The sequence below is a fragment of the Xenorhabdus stockiae genome, assembly GCF_002632825.1.
Taxonomy (GTDB): Bacteria; Pseudomonadota; Gammaproteobacteria; order Enterobacterales; family Enterobacteriaceae; genus Xenorhabdus; species Xenorhabdus stockiae.
Genome location: NZ_NJAJ01000012.1, coordinates 87,591 through 105,104, shown reverse-complemented (window position 1 = coordinate 105,104; position 17,514 = coordinate 87,591). Strand labels below are relative to the sequence as shown.

Below are 17,514 nucleotides of genomic sequence, written 5' to 3'. Positions count from 1 at the left end.
TGCCTGAAATCTTGATGTATTTGAGTGATCTTTTTTATTTGGTTTAAGAGTATGCGTAAACACAATCAAAATGCAGGAGCAGATCGTTTTGTTGAGCAATGGCGTGTCTGCCTTCAGGGACTTGATACTGATAATGTCCTTATTCTGGCGTTACTGAAAAAAGCACTCAGCGATATTGATGCAATACGGTTTAACGACTTGCAATCCGGGCGTCAGCTAAGCTGGCGCCAATTACTGTGCAGTATTGCCCGCATTTATCGTTATTTGCACGAATTGAACGTGACTCGTGGTCAGCGGGTGGTGACAATTTCGCATAATTGCTGGGAATTACTGGCTATTGAATTTGCCTGTCAGATTAAAGGCGCTATTTATGCGCCGGTATACGCCAATTATTCTGAGGAGATGATGACTTACTGTCTGTCATTGGCAGAACCCGTATTAGTCATCACGGAAAAGGCATCACTGGCACAGACGCTGGCACAGCATAGCTCGTGGCAGGTGATGACACTGGAGCAGGCCGGATCTTTCCCTGATTTTGCCGGTATTGACAGGGAAACTGATCTGATTAGCCCGGATAAAGCCGTCAGCCATGAAGCCATCGGAGAGGCGTTACTCAGGGCTATTACGACAGATTTACAGGCCACGCAGGCAGAACAGGCATTCTGTTTGATGTTTACTTCCGGCTCCAGTGGTAAACCGAAAGGTGTGTTGCTCAGTCAGAACAATATTCTGTCACAGCAGCAGGCTCTGCAAACATTATGGCATTTCGATGGCCCGCAATCTTTTCTCAGTTACCTGCCGTGGCATCACAGCTTTGGTGGATTATTTGAAAAATACACGGCCATTTTCAGTCAGGCGATGTTACATATTGATAATAGCCGGGGCATGGATATTGACCGGATGTGCAGTAATCTGAGTCAGTTAAAACCGACACGTTTTTTCAGTGTGCCCAAGATACTGACAGTCGTTGCCAACAAAATGAAACATTCCGGGGCTTTTTACCGGGCAGTGGCACCGACATTGCAGATGATCTTCTCTGCTGCCTCCAAATTGCCTCTGGATATCGAAGACTATTTTAAGCATTGCGGTATCTACGTTGCTGAGGGCTGGGGGCTGACGGAAACCAGCCCATGCCTGACACTTAAAGGCCCGGGCTATGAAGAACACAACAGCGTAGGCCGCCCTTTACCCAATGTCATTCTCAGTATCGATGAAGATAGCGGGGAGATTTTGGCAAAAGGGCCGAATGTGATGCTGGGCTATTATGCCGATGAAGCCGCTAACCAGCGTTGTTTCAGGCATGGCTGGTTCAGAACAGGCGATCTCGGCAAGATGGTCAAGGGTGAACTTGTGCTTCTGGGGCGGTTAGATTCGGTTAAAAAACTGTCTAATGGCGAAAAGGTATCCAGCGATGCCATTGAACAAAGTCTGTTTGAGAAAACCGATATTATCAACCATGCCATTATTGATATTGAACAACGCCCCTACGCTACCGCTTTATTGTTTATTAACCCTGAGCTTTGTCGCCAGCGATTTGGCGAGAATTGCACACTACAACACTCATCCCGCTTGCAGGAGCATATTGCTGAGGTGGTACAACAGCATAATCAGCAGGTGGAGGATAGTTCGTTTAAATTGATTGCGGTGGCGGTCACTGAAACCTCACTGTCTCTGGAGAAAGGGGAAGTCACACCGTCATTCAAAGTGTCGCAGCGTACTGTACGCGAAAATTATCAGTCTGTGCGTGATGCCTTATACGATATCAGTCAGCCTTTCCATCTGAATCCGGCATGTCATTCATTCCTGAAAATTACCGAAAATCATATTGTTTCATCTGTTATTCCTCAAGAGGCTGTGCCAATACAGAGAATTAACTGGGAAACATTTGTTCACATCATTGGTCAGGTGCGGGGTCAGAAACTGGCCGAAGATGATGTACAACGTTCTTTAATGGATCTGGGTTATAACTCCGTGACCATCGTCCAATTGGCTGACAGTTTAAGTCAGACTATGGGCCATGCGGTGACTGAAGTCGTGTTGTTCTCCGCTTCGTCAATTCATCAGCTTTGGCAGAGGCTGGCAGTACCTACAGTAAAAACATCCTCAGTAAAAACCATAGATGAAAGCCTTTCGCACACTGAAGCTAGAATATCACTGCCGTCTGAACAAAATAATGCTGAAGTAGCGATTATCGGCTATGCCGGACGTTTTCCCGGTGCAGAAGATTGCGATCAGTTGTGGGAAAATCTGCTGGCAGGAAAAAGCCAGTTCAGCCGCTGCCCGGAAGATCGTCCTTTTATGGCATCGCTATTAGCCGAGTTTGAGGCGAATGGTATCCAGTTGAGCGGGGCGTTTTGCGACGATATTCGTCAGTTCAATCATAGTTTCTTCCAAATTACGCCTAAAGATGCCCGGCTGATGGACCCTCAGCACCGATTATTGTTGATGGTGACATGGGAGGCTATTGAGCAGGCTAACCTGAGCCTCAATGATCTGAAAGAAAGCCGAACCGGTGTATTTGTTGGCATCAGTCAGAATGGTTATCGGCAGTTGCTACAGGATTATCTCACGGAGACAGGGGAAGAGGGATATCCGAGCAGCGCAATCAACAATCAGAACAGCGTATGCGCTAATCGACTATCGTACTTTTTGGATTTGAGAGGGCCTTCGTTAACGGTCGATACGTTGTGTTCATCATCGCTGGTGGCATTACATCAGGCACGTTTGAGTATTGAACGGGGCGAATGCGATACCGCTATTGTGGCGGGAGTACACCTACAGTTGGATATGGCGCATTTCAGGGAAATGCAGCAATTGAGCGTATTATCTCATGATGGCATATGCCGCCCTTTTGACGCTAAGGCAAACGGAACCGTTCTGGGTGAAGGGGCTGGTGTGGTTATCCTTAAACGTCATGATCTTGCTATCCGTGATAACAACGATATTAAAGCCAGTCTGCTGGCTTCTGAGATTTATCATGGTGGTCGTAGTAATGGCATCACAGCCCCCGATCCGCTTGCACAGCAACAGTTGCTGGAACAGTGTTGGGCAAATGCTGATGTGAAGGCCAGTGATATCGGTTATTTCGAAACTCACGGTACGGGCACTCATCTGGGCGATCCTATAGAAATGGCAGGTATTCATGCCTGTTTTCACGCTCAAAAAGCGCAGACTCCCTGCTATTTAGGCGCTATCAAAGCTAATATCGGACATCTTGAGGCTGCGGCGGGTATTGCCGGATTAATCAAACTGTTGCTGATTGATAAACACAGAATAGCGCCGCCAGTGGCAGGATTCAGCGAGCTGAATCCACGTATCACGCTGGCCGAAGGACAACTGGCGATCCCGACTACCGTCCAGCCGCTCGCTCCCGAAAAAACGTGTCTGGCCGTCAGTGCATTTGGTATGGGAGGAACAGGGGCGCATGTGGTGATCAAAAGCCACAGTAAAAGTCAAGAAAGGCTTGCTGAGACAGGGCCAGAAAACCAGACGTTGCCTTGCGTGCTGAGCGGATACGATCAGGCACATCTACAGGCATTTGCCTGCCGATTATTGGCGGATGTGCAGCAACATATTAAACAAAAGCGATTTGTGCTTAGAGACTTTTGCCAGACACTGGCTCAACGGACGGTCTTGCCGGTTGTTTGTACACTGGGGGTCAATAGTGCTGAACAATTGGTTGAGCAGTTATCCGCCGTATCCAGAGGCGAAATAATAGGTTATCGCGCCAGTGAACATGGCCCATCAATTGCTGATACCACGGCTGATAAAACAACGATGGCATTAGTTTTTGCCGGACAGGGAACTCAATCGATAGCAATGGCGGCTCAGTTGTATCGTCATAATGTGCAATTTGCCCAGTGGATTGATCAGATTGATCAATTATGTTCGGAGATAGCACATGAAAGTGGTCAACTCAAGGTGGAGGTCAGACAACTTCTGATTGAGCAGGTAGACGAGCAGACTATCAACCGCACTGAGTTTGCTCAGGTTATTTTGTTTGCCTTCGAATATGCGCTCTATCAGTGTCTGCGTCCTGCCATTGGACGCATTGATATTCTGCTTGGTCACAGTCTTGGTGAATATGTGGCGGCCTGTATCGCTAATGTATTTTCCCTGAAAGAAGGGCTGAGGATCATCATCAAGCGCGCTCAATTAATGGAAGCCAGCGATCCCCGTGGTGCAATGATGATGGTGAATGGTTCGGCGGAGCAAGTCAGTGAGCTGATTGAATACGCTGAGCTGGCTATTGCCGCAGAAAACAGCGAAACCAACACTATTATCAGCGGTACACATGATGCGCTGGAGCATTTCCGGCAAAAACTCGAACAGCATGATCTCCATGCCCGATTTATCAATACTAACCGGGCATTTCACTCTCCGATGATGGGTAAGGCAGCTCAGGAATTTGGGGCGTTCCTCGCTGATATTCCGCTTAAAGTGGCAGAAGTGCCGATTTTGTCGAATCTGACAGGACAACCGGAAACAGCGTGTTTTGCTACAGTCGAATACTGGCAGCAGCACATGTTAGGTCGTGTCCTGTTCCGGCGTAATCTGGAGAATTTAGTGGCGATGTCTGGGCTGAAGATCATTGAGATTGGGCCTAAAAGTATGCTCAGCGTATGGTTGTCGGAGAAACAACCGCAACACTTTGCCTCCGCTTATAGTCCTTCTCAGAACAGCCAGCAACTCAATTATTGCGATTTATTGGCGGTATTAGCCAGCGACTGTTTATCCGGCTCACCGAGAGAATGGCTGACAATGTATTCCCCGTTCACATTTAATCCCGCCTTATTGCCGGCCAGAAAACTACTGACAGAAACGTGTTGGTTTACGGAATACACCGCCACGTTAGCGAATGGCGTAAGACAACAGAAACAGCCTGAAGAATATGAGCAGGGCAATCTGAACGATCATGAACCTTTCTTCATCATGCAGCAGCAAATTGACTGTATGAACGCCATTTTCCAAGCCCAATTAGAACTTATGAAGGGAAAGTAACGTAATGACGCAACTGCCAAATGAACTAAAACACGCTCTGCAAAATTGGCTACAGTCGGAATTAGCGAGTGAGCATGTACCTACCAATACTGACTTTTTGGCGCTGGGGATTGAATCTCTCACGTTGATTAGGTTTAAAAACAATATTAAATCCCAATATGGCGTGGATATCAGCATCGGGAAATTTTTTAAGGGATTGTCGAATATCGATAAAGTTGCCAGTTTCATCAGTCAGCAGGCTCAGCCTGCCGTGGCTGGCAGTGTTAATCATGAACCGAATGTGCCGCTAACTGTGCCAGAGATGCCAACACCGCAGCAATCACTGGTACAGCCACAGGCAACCGACAATAGGCAGCCTGAGCCGATAGTTAACGAACCTATGGTTAATCAATCTGTAGTTAACCAATCAGTAGTTAACCAATCTACAGTTAACACATCTGTCGTTAATGTGCCGATGACTCCTGTCCGTGAAACCAAACTCGATATTGAGACTAAACAGGGCATTATGGTGGCTCAGTTAAATGCTATGCAGCAACTGTTTCAGCAACAGCTGGCGGTATTGCAGAATATCAGGGGAGGAACCACGAATTTTATCACGGCGAATCAACCGCCAGTATCAGCATTAGCCCCGGTATTATCTACAGCCCCAATAGCACCACCAGCACCAATAACATCAACGGTGCCTACAGCATCAAATACCGCTCCATTGACCAGCACTCAATCAGGCAAACAATCTGTTGAGATCCCCGATCATCACACTGAGCAGCCTCAGCCTGAGGCGGCAAAGCCAGCAGCTTCGTCAGGTGAAAAAGCCAAATTTACCTATAAACCGGTTGTGCTTTCAGAGCCTGTGCAATGTGATACGGAAACGACAGCGTTTATTCAGCAATACAATGCGAAAACAATCGCGTCAAAAAACACTATCCAGAAATATCGGACAGCACTTTGTGATAACCGTAATGCGATCCAATTCAACAGCAAACTGAAAGAACTATGTTACCCGATTGTGGGGAAAACGGCAAAAGGGGCACACTTTACTGATCTGGACGGTAATGTTTTTATCGATATCGCGATGGGATTTGGCGTCAACTTTTTTGGGCATAACCCTGATTTTATCCAACAGGCGTTGCAAAAGCGGCTCCAGCACGGTTTTCATCTTGGCCCTGTTGATGAGTCTGCGATGGTTGTTGCGGATCTCATTACCGAAATCACCGGCGTTGAACGTGTCGCTTTCACCAATTCAGGGACAGAGGCAATAATGCTTGCCTGCCGTGTGGCAAGAGCTGCCAGCGGGAAACAAAAAATTGTCATTTTCAATAATGCCTATCACGGTCATTATACGGAAATCCTCTTTATGGGTGGCATGAAGCCCGGAGAGCAGTTCCCACAATCCAGCGGTATTCCTGATAATCTGGGGCGGGATATTGTGGTGCTTAATTATGGCGAGCAGCAAAGTCTGGATTACATTACAGCCCACGGGCATGAAATCGCCATGGTTATGGTTGAACCGGTTCAATCACGCAATATCACTTTACGACCAGAATCGTTTATTCAGACGTTACGGAAAATCACCGCACAACAGAATATCGTTTTGTTATTTGACGAAATTATTACAGGATTCCGTTATCACGCCCGAGGCGCCCAACATTACTATCAGGTTAAGGCAGATTTGGTGACTTATGGCAAAGTCATCGGTGGCGGTCTGCCCGTTGGTGTACTGGCCGGAGATGCTGTAGTCATGGATTATATTGATGGTGGTTTCTGGCAATTTGGTGATGCCTCTTATCCGCCTAATGAAACTACTTTCTTTGCCGGAACATTCTGTAAACACCCTTTGGCAATGGCCGCCGCAGAAGCAACGCTGTTACATATGAAAGCACAAGGGCCATCATTACAAGCTGATTTGAACGACAGAACAACAGGGTTCGTTAAACGGCTTAATGGTTTATTTACCGCGGCAAATAGTGGGATAGAAGTTGCGAATTTTGGATCACTTTTCAAATTCAGCCAGAAGAAAAACCATGAACTGTTTTTCCATCATTTATTGATGAATGGGGTTTATACGTGGGAAGGGCGTACTTGTTTCCTCTCGACGGCTCATGACGATAATGTTCTGGAGACGTGTTTCAATGCCTTCGAAAAAACGGTTGAAGGAATTACCGCTTCTTCTCGCTCTTCTTCTGCTCGCCCGCAGGATAAACCGACTACGCCGAAAATGCAGGAAACAACGGTTTTGGCTGAACCCAGAATGCAGAAAAACCTGGCGATGGCGAGTTGGTACGATCCGGCAGCCTCAAAATCTTACAATGAATTCATTCAGTGCGTGATTACCGATGAATTGCAGCCCCATCGTTTGAACAGCACCATTGAGTCTCTATTCAATCGTCACCAGCAGCTACAACAGGTTTTTTGCCCTGAAACGTTTAAAACCGTAACGGGACAATTTGACTATCATGCTGCCATGCGTGTTGAGCCGTCTCCTCTTGATTCACCGGAGCAGTTTTCTCAGTGGCAACAAGCCTGTATAGATGAAGAATTTATACTCGATCGCGGGCCGATGTTCAGAGTGCATGTAGCGCAGGTTGATCTGTCAAAACCATTATGGAATGGAACTTCTTTAGCGCAATACGCATCAGATCATTGCCGGGTGGATATCATCTGTTTGGTTGCCCATCATACGGTTGTTGATGGTGTCTCTTTGGATATCTTCATCAATGAATTAGTTGCTGTTTATCATGGGGCCAGTGATTTGCCACCCGCTGCGCAATATCAGGATTATCTGGGGCGGCTGGCTGCCTTCAAAAACACACCAGATTTTATTCATCAGAAATCATTCTGGCATAAATATCTATCTGGCTGGCAAAAGGATTTGGCTAATTTACCCGTTACCGTTCCTGTCGAACTCACTGAAGAAGGTGACGTGCTGGCTACGGGGGGCTTTCATCTGGAGAAATTACCGGCTGAACTGACGGCCAAGCTGTTGCAATACGCCACTCAACATCGCGTAACACCTTACATACTGATGTATACCGCCTACTCCATTTTTCTGGGATCGGTACTTAAACAATCCCAGTTCGTTATGGCGACATCGGTGGCCGGGCGTAATTTTGATAACTTCGATAATTTGGTCGGGTTAACGACCGCGATGTTGCCCGTTCGGGTCAATACCAGCAATGAACAGCAGCTTTTCAGTGAGTATCTTGACCTGACTTGTGAGCAATTGTTGGAGGTTCTTTCCCATCAGGATGTGACCGTTGACGATCTGGCAGTGCAAAGTAACAGTCTGAGCAATCGTTCAGAAATGCTGACTCGTTATCTCAATTACGATTTCAATTTCAGCCCCCGTAAACTCAGGCTTAATGATAGTGGTAGCTGGTCGGTATTATTGGACAATCCCAAACGTTACATTGTGGGTCAATTGTCTCTGGATGTGTTCCAGAACGAGAATGATCTGTATCTGCACTGGGAGTATGCGGCCCAAGCCTACAGCAAGGTACAAGTTAAAATGCTGTCCGGTCAAATGGCGCAATTATTGGACTATCTGGTGAGTGCACCAGAGCAGAATGCACTGACTCTGGCTGATATTACTACTCATCTTAAATCACTGGATGCGCCTTCTATTGCCATAGGAACAGTGCGGAAGGATTTTCTGTATCAGGCTCCGATCCATGCCTTGTTTGAGCAACGTGCTTCCGATGAACCACAGGCGTGTGCATTAGTTGATACCGGTTTGCCAGAAGGGGTGAAGCAACTTTCATTTGCTGAGCTGAATCGTCAGGCAAATGCGTTGGCTCATCACTTGTTACATCAAGGATTACAGCCAGAAGAACCTGTTTTTGTCAGGGTGCGTCGTGGTATTCCTTTGGCAATCTCCGTGTTAGCCATACTGAAAGCAGGGGGCGTATATGTTCCTGTCGATAAAAAATTACCAGTGACTCAGGTTGAATATCTGCTTTCAATACTGACTCCACGATTTGCCCTTATCGACGAAGATTATGGCACCTTCAGCACCCTCTCTCATGTGCAACATTTCAATTTTTACGATGAAAAGACGCTGTTACGTCAATGTGGCGTGGATGAAGGGGGAATTAATGAGGGAAATTCGGCGTTATTGCAAAATCCCGAAAAAGTGATCCCAGCAGGTCAGACCGCTTACATTACCTGTACTTCAGGCAGTACTCAGCAACCGAATTGCGTGATGAATTCTCATGGAGCCATTGCCCATCACTGTTTGATGATGAAGGAATATCTGGCGATTGGTCCCGAAGATCGGATGCTTCAATTTACCGATTTATTCTGGGATATTGTTCTTGAAGAACTTTTCCCTGTCTGGAGCGCCGGCGGTCGGGTTGTCTTTTTGGGTGATACACCGCCAAGCACTTTCTCTGATTTTAATCAATTGTTGATTGAGCAACAGATTACACTGGCTGATTTACCATCGACTTACTGGCAAGGCTGGGTGGAAAGTTTAGACGATCCGGCGATGGAGTATTCCTCTCACTTACGACGTATTTTAGTCGGGACAGAAAAAGTTGATCCACAGACACTGAAAAAATGGCAGCAGCACGTTCCGAAAGGCGGGATTTTCTCCAATGCTTATGCTCAGACTGAGACAACCATCACCGCGACAGATTCGGTAATCACTTCTGATACATGGGTCGGTGAAACAGTTCCGCTGGGCAAGCCATTAGCGAATACCGGTTTTTATGTGCTGGATGAAGCCGGGCAGCCAGTGCCCCGAGGCGAACCCGGTGAATTGTATATTGGCGGCCCGCTGGTATCCAAAGGGTATTACGGTAATAACACTCTGACCGCTGCCAAATATGTGGCTGATCCGTATATTCCGCGTGAAGCCTGCAACCATGCCACTCCGCGTATGTATAAAACCGGTGATTTGGTCAGCATGGATGAGCAGGGATGCCTGTCATTCCTCGGACGTACCGATTTCCAAATTAAGGTACGTGGCTATCGCATTGAGCCGACTCAGCTTGAAAGTATTATCGGCCAGTGGGAAGGTGTTGAGCAGGTTGTACTGACAACAAACAGTGTCATTGATCCACGTATTCCGCCGGCGGAAACAAAATTACTCTGTTATGTGAAAACTCAGGCGGATAAAGCGGAACAAAAAGCGCTAAGTGAGCGGATACGTCAGTATATCCGTCGTAATTTTGCTCATTATATGCAGCCACATGCCATTATTTATCTGACTGACTTCCCTAAAACCACTAATGGCAAAGTATCGATAAAAAGATTTCCTTTGCAACCTGACCTATTCCCAAATAACGCATTACAACAAAGTTCATTACAGTTGCATGTTTCTGAACGTGTCACGCAAACGCCATCACCGGTGGATCTTAGCAGCACAGCGGGTCGTTTGCTGGCAACTCATCTTGGACAGCATGGGTTGAATATGAATGAAAGCTTTGTTGCATTGGGCGGAGATTCGTTAATTGCGATCAAGATTTTGTCTGCTTTGCAAAAAGAGTATGGCATGACGCTGAGACTACCGGAGTTTATGGCTTGTGAAACCTTAGCTGACCTGATTGGGTGGATTGAATCAGCGCTGGCTGAGAGCAGGGTTACAACCGGATCTCAGGCATCCTTACCGAATAATCATGCAGAGATAGCCGGGCAAAAAGCAAAACCTGTATTACAGGCCCGTCGTCGGAAAAAGAAGGTAATGGTTGCATGAAGGGGATCAATGGTTTTTATCCGCTGTGGATTGGCATTGCGGTGTCGATTTTTGGCAGTGAGCTGACCGAATTTGCATTCGGGCTGTGGTTGCTGGAAAAGCAAATGTCAGTCACTGCCTACACAAATATGTATCTGGTATTAGTGCTTCCGGCCTTTTTACTGATGCCGTTAGTCGGGTATGTGATTGATCATTACGATAAACGTAAGGTGTTATTGTTCACAGAAGGCATTGCGGGTTTAGCTTTGGCGATTGTGCTTATCTTCAATCACTTTGGCTATCTCAATAACATCGTGGTTTATCTCTATATCGCATTGACCAGTGTGTTGACTGCGTTACAAATAGATTGTTACAGCACGCTGGTTTTCCGGCTGGTTCCGGCGGCTTCACTGAATCGGGCGAATTCATTGGGCAGCCTCAGCGATTCATTACCACAAATGCTTGCCCCGATCATCGGGGCGTTTCTGTTCTCTCACTATGGTTTGGGAATTGTGCTGACGCTCGATCTGCTGACTTTTATGATCAGTGCCTTTGCTGCCGGATTATTATTCAGGGTCAGCGCAGTGCAGTTTCTGCCACATGATGATGGCACGCTCTCTAAATTGAATTGGAAAGCGATTTTTCCTGATATCGGGTGTGTCCGGTTGGTCAGGGCATCGCCGGAAATGACTTATATGATTGCGTATACCTTTTTTAAAGCCATTCTGGTTGGGGGAACGCTAATCACTATTGTGCCTTATTTCACCACTTATTTTTCTGTCGCAGATGCCGGTTACATGATGTCTATCGGTGGTGTCTCCATGGTGATCGTCAGCCTAATCTCAGCATGGCGGCCTTCTATATTAAAACGTATGCCGCTATTCGCCCTGGAATTCCTGTTCGCGGCGGGTTTTGTGGTATTGACCCAGATAAAGAATATTTATGTCGCTGGCATATGTATTGCGCTTAGCTTTATCACGATGCGGATAAGTATCATTAAAATGCAAACGTTATGGCAAACAACGGTGCCGAAAATATATCACGGCCGTGTCTTTGCACTGCGTAATCTGGTTAAGACATTCAGTAGTTTCATTATTTATCTCATCACCGGAATTGTATTGGATCTCTTACTGGCTCAAGAGGGTGGATGGGCGATTTGGGGGCAGGGTAATCCTATGGATCTTTACTTTATTGGGATTACCTTACTGATATTACCTCCCTTGCTTATCTCGACACGCAGGCTGTTAGTCGCTATAGGGGGAGAATAATATGCTCAGAATAGGCATTATCGGTACGGGGGCGGTTGCGTGTTACTTAGCCCATCAATGTAAGCAGCAAGGGTGTCAGGTTTTTTTATTGTCTTCACGCGGTACAAGACATCAGGCACATCCGATCAGCCAAATACAGTTGTTCGATGAGACAAAATCAGAATACGCCGCAAGTGTGGATCTCGGTAGAATTGCTATTGATGGGCATCTTACCGACTACAGTGATTTTTTGGCTAAAGAGTTTGATCAACTGTATGTGTGCAGTAAGACCGTTTCCAACCTGCATATTTGTCAGCAATTGTCCCGCCATAAACACTGTCTTAAAGGTCCGGTGATCTTATTTCAGAATGGGTTTTCCACCGAGCGGCTATTCATTGATGAAGCTCTGGATGTCACAATTATTCGTGGGGTGCTCAATTTCTCAGTGACTCAGCACGGGAAACAAAAACTGAAATTGAGGTTCCTGAAAACCAGTTATCTTGGTGTCCCTGGGCAGATAAAAAGAATCAAAGAACGGTCAGAAACGGACATTTTAGCGGTATTGGATTTACTCAACCGCGTAGGCATTCCCTTCGAAGGCTGTACAGATATAGAGCATAAAGCTTTTGCTAAAAATACCCTGAATGCGGCGGCTTCCGTGTGTGGATTAGTCCGTTCCGGCGTAGAAACCGCGATGCGCAACAGCAGTTCCCGAACCGTGATCCAAGCGATTATTGATGAATGTACGGTTATTGGTGAGAAAGCCGGATATGTCAGAGATAGTGAAAATTTTCGTCGTCAGTCCATGGGATATTTGATGTCGATTCCTGATTTTAAATCCTCTTTGGTGCTGGATGTGCTTCATGGCAAAGAAACAGAAGCTGAAACTTTGCTCGCTTCTTTTATCAATCTCAGCCAACGAATGGGCATTGCAGTACCAAATCTGGATTTCGTTTATCGCTACTTCGATTTTTACAATACCTATATAACTCAGTCGTACATAACCCAATCTTATACATTCACAGATATGACTCTGGTTGAAGGAGATGCGTAATGAGCGGAACCACAATAAGGTCGCTTGATGGTAGTGAAGGCGTTCTGAATAACGTATTTTCTCCTTATGCTGATTATTTTATCGACATGCTTAATCAGCGTAATTCTTTTATTGCAACGCAACCCGTTGGGATCTATGAAAGTCAGGTTAAACACTATATTTGTCAGGATTATTTTAAGGACGAACAGCAAAAGCTGTGGAAAAAAATCCCTCAGTTTATAACTCCTATGCAGTCACTGGAAAATATCGGGGATTTTATTACGGTTGATTACCAAGGCCGTGTTCCCATGATCGTAAGCAAAGTAGACAGTGATCGCTGTGCCGTATTTGCAAACGTGTGCCCACATCGGGGAGCAAGGCTGGAAAACCAGACGAAAGGATGCAAAAAAGCCTTTGTCTGCCCTTATCATAGCTGGTCATTCAGCCATCAGGGGCACTTAATTGCTGCGCGTTGGCGGGAAGCCTTCCCCGAAATACCAGACCAATACCGTTCACTGAATTCAATTAGTACCCGACAAAGATTCGGTATGTTGTGGCAAATGCCGAGCGATCCTAAACCTGATTTTTCGCTGGATAACTGGTTCGCTGCCATTGAAGATCAAATGACAGCCATCGGTTTTGAACAGCATCAACTGCTGAATTCCCGCGAAAGAATGGTGCAGGCTAACTGGAAATTGCTGATCGAAAATTTTATCGAATACTATCACGTTCAGTCTTTGCACCGGAACAGTCTGGCACCTACATTGAATGGTCAATTGTACTCGCTGGATTCTTTTGCCCAGCATGGACGTATCCTGACTCCGCTGAAAAATCTGGCTCAGGTTCGCCAGCAAACCCCTCATAAGATACGCCGGGAAATGGTTGCGACTTATTTACTGTTCCCTAACGTGATTATCGGGGTACAGCCTTATCATGTTTTTGTCTCTTTTTACCATCCTGTATCGGCTAACCAAACGTGGTCGAAGACCTTCAACTTTATCCATAACGCGGATGCAGAGATTAAGGAAGTATGCCAGTTGGATGTGGAGTATTTGGCGGAAGCGTTGGAAGAGGATTACGAGGCCATCGAGCAAGTGCAGAAGAATCTGGAAGTATCCAGTGCTCCGAGCCTGTTATATGGTGAGGCTGAGTCTCTCATCAGCCAGTTGCACCGCAACTTAGCGGCGATTTTACATCCAAATGGCAGGAAGGAAAGTCAGGCATGAATAAGATGAAAGACCAGATGCATACTGATATAGAGATGGAACGTACCTTTGAAATTGATGAAATACAGGCATCTGCCGGTCAGCAAGATTTATGGCTGGCGGAGCAGTTGACTGAAAAACAGCTCTACATTGTGCCTGTTACCTACGAGTTGGTCGGAACGTTGGATCAGGTGAGGTTATTGGATGCCATTGCACAGACGATCCAAAACAGTGAAGCTTTCCGTACGGCATTTGTCGAAACTGAACAGGGGCTGGTGCAGCATATTTACCCTGTGGTTGAATTACCGGTGACTGTTGTAGATCTGTCCGGGAAAAATGATATCCCGGATGATCATCGGCAGTCACAACTACAACGGGCACTGGCTTACTGTCAGAATAATCTGGAAACACCATTTACATTGAGCCAGCCCGGTTTAGCTCGTTTTCTGTTGATCAAATTAGGAGAGCAACGGCATATTCTGCATTTTTGCCTCCATCATCTGATTTGTGACAATGATTCTGTCGCCTTAATTCTCAATAACATTGCGGCTGCATATGCAGGAGAGCCGTTATTCAGTGATGATGCAGGAGCCGATATCCTCGAGTACGCGGATTTTGCAGTTTGGCAGGATGAGTTACTGCGTGGTGATTACTTGGACGGTGATGAAACTTACTGGCTGAATGAATTATCTGGCGTAGATGGCCGATTGGAGTTTTCTATCGGTAATCCCATCGCATCAAAGAGTGAGCAGGGCGGTATGGTTCGACGTTTGCTGGAATCACATTTAGCTAACACGTTCAATCAATGTGCTTCTGGTCTGAGCATTTCACCGGCACTTGCTTACTTTACTGTATACGCTGCGCTGCTATACCGATTGACGGGACAACAAACGATTGTGTTCGGCGTCCCTGCGTCTTTGCGGGATGATGCACGTCTTGATAAAACAATAGGTTATTTTATCAATGTGTTACCCATTAAAGTGATCTTCCACCCGAAAATTAGTTTTGCCGATATTGCCACTCAACTGAGTAACCAGCTTTACACCGGTATACAGCATCAGCAATTTCCTTACAGCTCTATTGTGCGCAGTGTCAGCCATGCGCAGCAGACCCCACAAACTCCGTTATTCAATGTGATGTACAACTATTTTGTCGGTCAGACAGATTGGACGTTACCCGGTACTCGCGCTTATCTACACGAGTTAACGCCGGTCGGGGGAAAATTCCCACTGACGCTGTTTGTGGTGAATCACGTTGATACCGTGGAACTATGTTTTGAATATCAATATAACCATGTTGCGGCAGACTATTCTGACGTATTAATCAACAGTTATCAGCAGTTGTGTACCGCGATGACTTTCAATGCTGATCAGGAAGTATTGGCTCAGTCTTTGCTGAGCGAGGATGATTATCAACGTCAGGTACTGGCATTCAATCAGACCGATACTCTCTTTCAGGAAGACTTCTGTCAGCATTTTTTGCGCCAATTAAGTACAGAACCTGAGTTAACAGCAGTTGAATATTTAACTGGCTCACATGATGAAAGTATGAGTTATGAAAACCTATATTTTCTGAGCCAGAAAGTTGCTGATGAGCTACGCCGGCATATTATGTCAGAAACGGCGCAGCAGGCCCGGGTTGTGATTTTCTCCGGTGCTACTCCCTTGGCTCTGGCAACTATTATTGCCTGTTTGATGGAAGGCATTGTCTGGATACCTGTCGATAGTCATTTACCTCTTAACCGTTTGCTGATGATTATTGAAGATGCCTGCCCTGACGCTGTTGTGATTGAGGAAAATGGTGTAGAGGGTAAAAACGCATCTTTGGTTGCGGAGATATCGCGTTTCAATACTTCGGTTATTGAGCTGACGCGCGAATGGGAAACGGCGAGCAGAGCTAACAGAAGCTTTGGTGCGTTAGTCCCTCAATGGGAACGAATTTCCCGGAATGACAGTCTTTGCTACATGATTTATACCTCCGGTACGACAGGCAAACCCAAAGGCGTTGAAGTTTATCGTAAGGGGCTGAATAACTATCTCAACTGGGCAGTACAAACCTATATTCCGACAAAACCCCATGATTTAGGCGGGCTGGGAGTTCCCGTAACAACATCCTTCGGTTTTGATGCCACTATCACCAGCTTGCTTTTGCCATTAATGGCAGGAGGACATGTCATATTGTTCTCCTCGCAAGCCAGTCAGGATGGGCCATTACTGCGCCTATTAGAACTGAATAAGTCACTGGGATTAATGAAAACAACACCTTCACAATTAGAGCATCTGGCTCTCAGTCTGGGAGAGAAACAGACATCGCTGGATGTTAAAGTGATTGTCGTCGGTGGCGAGCAAATGAGTCGTACCCATCTGGAGTATCTCAGCGCTATTGCGCCTGAAAGTGTATGTTTTAATGAGTATGGCCCGACAGAAACGGTTGTGGGTTGTTGTGTCGAGCGATTGAATATCGAGTCAGATCTCCGAAGGAATCAGGGGGTGCTACCGATTGGCTCCCCTATTGCCAATACACAGATGTATGTTCTCAATGAACAGGGTTGCCATCAACCAGCCGGAGTGGTTGGTGAGTTATTTATCGGTGGAGCGGGGGTAGCGAAAGGGTATTGGCAGCGTCCCGATTTAACGGCGGCAGCGTTTATTGAAGATACTTTCTCCCGCATTAACGGCGAACGGCTTTATAAAACCGGTGATCTGGGTTGTTTTACTCTGGATAACACGCTGTTGTGTCTGGGGCGGAAGGATAAGCAAATCAAACTCCGAGGTTATCGAATTGAGCCGGAAGAGATTGAATCGTGGATTAAGCAAGTATCGGGTATTGATAAAGCTGTCGTCGTTGTTGAAAAACAGCCCTATGAGCGACTCTGTGGTTATCTGGTGCCAGCTTCCGGGATTATGGAAAGCCCTCATCAACTTATTGATCTGGTCAAACAGCATCTGCAATGCCAATTGCCGGATTATATGATCCCAACGCAATGGCGGGTGATCGATGCTATTCCTTATACCATAAACAATAAGATTGATACCGCCGCTTTATTGATATTAGGGCAAAACCAACATTCTCCACTGACAGAAGAACATGTGGAGTGTGAATTTAGCTCTGAGATTGCCAGACAGCTCTGTTCCCATTTCAGTGAGGCGCTCAATCGCAGCACGGTTTCGCCGGAGGACAATTTTTTTGAGCTGGGCGGAGATTCTCTGATGGCTGCACGTCTACTGGCAAAAATTAATACCCATTTTAGCATTGAGCTAAAACTTAAAGCCTTTTATCAGCGCCCGTCTCTGGCAAATTTGATTGCGTTAGCGGAAGAACAACTGCGCTATCGCAATATGCATATTAATAGGTAAT

6 protein-coding genes are annotated in these 17,514 nt (G+C 46.2%); all 6 read left to right on the top strand.

Annotated features, from left to right (window positions below):
- Positions 1 to 51 precede the first annotated feature (51 nt).
- Genes Xsto_RS08155 through Xsto_RS08130 form a run of 6 tightly spaced genes read left to right on the top strand, consistent with a single transcriptional unit; the run spans position 52 to position 17,513 of the window.
- Positions 52 to 5,001 carry a type I polyketide synthase gene (locus Xsto_RS08155; protein ID WP_099124722.1) on the top strand — a complete coding sequence of 1,650 codons (4,950 nt, stop codon included), beginning with the start codon at positions 52 to 54 and terminating at the stop codon, positions 4,999 to 5,001.
- 4 nt (positions 5,002 to 5,005) lie between these two features.
- Positions 5,006 to 10,693: a non-ribosomal peptide synthetase gene (locus Xsto_RS08150; protein WP_099124721.1), complete on the top strand. Its 5,688-nt coding sequence runs from the start codon at positions 5,006 to 5,008 to the stop codon at positions 10,691 to 10,693.
- Positions 10,690 to 11,940, top strand: a complete 1,251-nt coding sequence (locus Xsto_RS08145; protein WP_099124720.1) for an MFS transporter — start codon at positions 10,690 to 10,692, stop codon at positions 11,938 to 11,940. Before Xsto_RS08150 ends, Xsto_RS08145 begins: the two co-directional genes overlap by 4 nt.
- Position 11,941: 1 nt before the next feature.
- Positions 11,942 to 12,973 (top strand): ketopantoate reductase family protein, encoded by a 1,032-nt coding sequence (locus tag Xsto_RS08140; RefSeq protein ID WP_099124719.1) that lies wholly within the window; start codon positions 11,942 to 11,944, stop codon positions 12,971 to 12,973.
- Entirely contained in the window at positions 12,973 to 14,178 is a 1,206-nt protein-coding gene (locus Xsto_RS08135; RefSeq protein WP_099124718.1) for an aromatic ring-hydroxylating oxygenase subunit alpha, read from the top strand. The genes Xsto_RS08140 and Xsto_RS08135 overlap by 1 nt, the downstream gene beginning before the upstream one ends.
- Positions 14,175 to 17,513 (top strand): non-ribosomal peptide synthetase, encoded by a 3,339-nt coding sequence (locus tag Xsto_RS08130; RefSeq protein ID WP_244590355.1) that lies wholly within the window; start codon positions 14,175 to 14,177, stop codon positions 17,511 to 17,513. Before Xsto_RS08135 ends, Xsto_RS08130 begins: the two co-directional genes overlap by 4 nt.
- Position 17,514: the final 1 nt, after the last annotated feature.